Origin of the sequence: Porphyromonas sp. CAG:1061 (assembly GCF_000435035.1) — a bacterium.
Taxonomy (GTDB): domain Bacteria; phylum Bacteroidota; class Bacteroidia; order Bacteroidales; family Porphyromonadaceae; genus Porphyromonas_A; species Porphyromonas_A somerae.
Window position 1 is genome coordinate 2,717 of the sequence record NZ_HF988895.1, and the last position, 3,248, is coordinate 5,964.

At 48.1% G+C, this 3,248-nt stretch carries 3 protein-coding genes and 1 pseudogene; all 4 read right to left on the reverse strand.

Annotated elements, in window-relative coordinates; all coding sequences use genetic code 11:
- A pseudogene (locus QVO39_RS03325) lies at positions 1-507 on the reverse strand (translation initiation factor IF-2); the annotation flags it as partial.
- 27 nt (positions 508-534) lie between these two features.
- On the reverse strand, positions 535-1,920 hold the full coding sequence (nusA, locus tag QVO39_RS03330; protein ID WP_021903020.1) for a transcription termination factor NusA: 1,386 nt from the start codon (positions 1,918-1,920) through the stop codon (positions 535-537).
- 83 nt (positions 1,921-2,003) lie between these two features.
- Positions 2,004-2,474: a ribosome assembly cofactor RimP gene (gene rimP, locus QVO39_RS03335; RefSeq protein WP_018029309.1), complete on the reverse strand. Its 471-nt coding sequence runs from the start codon at positions 2,472-2,474 to the stop codon at positions 2,004-2,006.
- 272 nt (positions 2,475-2,746) lie between these two features.
- Positions 2,747-3,079 carry a lipocalin family protein gene (locus QVO39_RS03340; protein ID WP_021903021.1) on the reverse strand — a complete coding sequence of 111 codons (333 nt, stop codon included), beginning with the start codon at positions 3,077-3,079 and terminating at the stop codon, positions 2,747-2,749.
- Positions 3,080-3,248 lie beyond the last annotated feature (169 nt).

Below are 3,248 nucleotides of genomic sequence, written 5' to 3' on the forward strand. Positions count from 1 at the left end.
TTCCTTCTTAGGAGCCTCAGCCTTGGGAGCTTCCTTCTTAGGGGTCTCAGCCTTAGGAGCTTCCTTCTTAGGGGTCTCAGCCTTGGGAGCCTCCTTCTTAGGAGCCTCAGCCTTAGGAGCCTCCTTCTTAGGAGTTGGTCTCACCACCTCGTTATTCTTATCAAGCTCCACCTTTCCCAGCACCTTAGGTCCCTTCTCAGTCTCTTTTTGCTGAGCTTTTTCCTGCTTGGGGTTCTCCTTTTCCTTCACCTCCTTTTCGGATGCAGTTTTTTCCTTTGCGTCCGACGTAGGTGCAGAGTCCTCAGTATAGCTTTCAAGTAGTTTGGTGCGTTCCTCCTTTGGAAGTTCATTTCCATACTCATTTACCACATCCCTCAATTGGTCTGTGGTCAGTTTGCTATTGACATTATACCGCTTTGAGTCATCTTTCTCGTTGAGGTACTCAACGATGGTCTTAAATCCGACTCCTAGCTTCTTAGCTATACTATTTACTTTTATGCTGGGCATATTCTCCTTTCCTCCTTAAGCTCTATATTACTTCTCCTCCTCTTCCTCAGTAGCTACTGGCTCTTCCGTAACACTCTCTGTGCTCTCCTCGTCGTAAGGTGCATAGTATCGTGGATCCCGTTCTGGAAGGTGTCCATATTGATCCTTAGGCAACTCATGATCGTCAAACTCCGTCATGAGCACCTGCATCACATACTCTATCGTACTCTCCTCCAGATCAGTGGCACGTACCAGCTCTTCCTTGGTATGGCGAAGCACCGACTTAGCCGTATCACAACCGATGCCCTTGAAGGTATCAATGACCCAATCATCAATCACATCATCAAACTCAGTGAGATAAAGGTCAGATAGGTCGGTTGTCTGAGTCTCGTCACGGTAAATATCTATTTCATAGCCAGTGAGCATTCCGGCTAGCTTGATATTCTTACCGCCCTTACCGATGGCCTCTGAGATTTGATCCTTATCGAGATATACGTCGGCACGCTTTGACTCCTCATTGAGGTGCACTTCCATATTCTTTGCAGGAGCGAGTGCTCTCTGCACAAATAGCACTGGATTACTAGTGTACTGTACCACGTCAATGCTCTCGTTACAAAGCTCCCCAACTACTCCTTGGATACGACTTCCGCGCACACCCACCACAGCACCTACTGGATCGATACGCTCATCGTAGCTCTCCACAGCCACCTTGGCCTTTTCGCCAGGGATACGTGCTACTGCCTTGATGGTTACTAGCCCATCCTGCACCTCCGGCACCTCACGCTCGAATAAGCGCTTCATAAATAGGTCGGATACACGGCTCAGGATGATCTTAGGGTTGTTATTATTGTACTCTACCTTATCAATGATAGCACAGATACGATCGCCCTTCTTGAAGCGGTCACGTGGAATGGCAAGAGACTTAGGCAGGATCAGTTCATTCTCCTCATCATCCATAAGGAGCACCTCCTTTTTCCAAACTTGGTAAATCTCGGCATTGATCAGCTCTCCCACCCGCTTGCTATAATTGGCGTAAAGGGTATCCTTTTCCAGCTCCATCACCTTACTAGAGAGTGACTGCTTGAGATTGAGGATGGCACGGCGACCGAACTTGGCAAACTTCACCTCGTCCACATACTCCTCACCTAGCTCCATATCGTCCTCCCCTAGAGCACGAATCTCGCTGATGGAGACCTGTTGCATCTCATTCTCCACCTCACCATCTGGCACCACAATGCGGCGACGCCAAATCTCTAGATCCCCCTGAAGAGGATTGACGATGATATCGAAGTTGTGGTCGGTGCCGAACATCTTTGCGATCACATTACGCAAAGACTCCTCCATCACCTTGACCATTGTATCCTCGTCAATATTCTTTAGCCCCATATATTCGGTAAGGGCCTCCATCATCGTTGGTTCCTTTTTCTTCGCCATTGTATATTAATATGTATCGTGCTGTGTTGGGATAATCACCGAGCCAATGCATCTTAGCTCTCCTACCGCTCACATCTCCTTATTTATACTTTTAGTAAATAGGTGGCTTGCTTTACCTCCTCATACTTCAAGGGCAATTGATGTACCACCTGTTGCTTCCGCCGTGCTCCCTCGGGCTTCTCCATCCGGATCACCTCGAGCACAAAGCCCTCCTCATCGGCACTGACCAAAACGCCCTTTTCCTTCACTCCCTTCTTAAGTAGCACCTCCAGTTCCTTACCAATAAACTTCCGGTAACGTCGCACACCCACAAGTGGAGTGGTAAGGCCTGCACTAGAGACCTCGAGCTCAAAGTCTTCCTTCTCTCTATCCAGTCCTGCCTCAATGTGCTTGGTAAGTGCTACAATGGTGTCGATATCTACTGGCTCGCTATCGTGGTCCACCTCCACCTCGATACGATTTGCTCCTTTCACCTCTGCCTTTACGAGGAAAAACCCTTCATGCTCAGCAATAAATGAAGCCACCAATGTCTCTATGTCTCTTATCTCTATCATAAAACTAGATATACGCAAAGATGAGAAGACTGCTTGTCAGAGTCCCCTCATCAACCATTCCGCCACAAAGGTACAAAAAATATTGCTATTGGGTGAATCTTAGGCCATTGAATATGGAGGGGGTGACGCATCAGAGGGTTTAATTGCGTTGATATAAGAGAAACGAGCACCCTAGGGTGCTCGTTCATCACATTTAACCATCAAACACACAACCACTAGTGGATTATTCTTGAATACTCCAAAATATAAAGAGAGTGTTACACACTAAGGTATTACAGCTTCAAAAAGATGTAACCTATTTTGCTATCAATCCCTTTGAGTTTGATTTCCAGTAGTTCGTTATCGTTATCCCAAAGGGGCTCCACTTCAAATGTCCCCTTTATTCCAACAGTACCACCATTCACAATAGTGAGCTTCTTTCCGTCAAACTGGTAAGTACCAGATGACCTAGAAGAGCCAATGCCTTCAACCTCAACTGTGACCTCCCAGTTGCCATCCGCTCTAAATATGTAGGAATACTTTGCCTTTTCTGGGGTAGGCTTCCACTCATCCTTTCCAATCTCATAGTCATTTGTCGACCAAGTTTGTATCCATTGACCAACCATGGTAAGCACCCTATCCTTCGGTGGCTTTGGTGCAGGCGGAGCCGGTGGCGTAGGTGCTGGAGCTGGGGGCGTTGGCACAGGTGGCTCAGGCGTTGGTGGGGCAGGCACAGGGGGCTCGGGTGTTGGTGGAGCAGGCACAGGGGGCTGCGGCGTTGGTGGAGCAGGCACA

Excerpts from the sequence above, each read along its gene's own strand:
- nusA (WP_021903020.1), bottom strand. The coding sequence starts at position 1,920 with ATGGCGAAGAAAAAGGAACCAACGATGATGGAGGCCCTTACCGAATAT.
- rimP (WP_018029309.1), bottom strand. The coding sequence starts at position 2,474 with ATGATAGAGATAAGAGACATAGAGACATTGGTGGCTTCATTTATTGCT.
- QVO39_RS03340 (WP_021903021.1), bottom strand. The coding sequence starts at position 3,079 with ATGGTTGGTCAATGGATACAAACTTGGTCGACAAATGACTATGAGATT.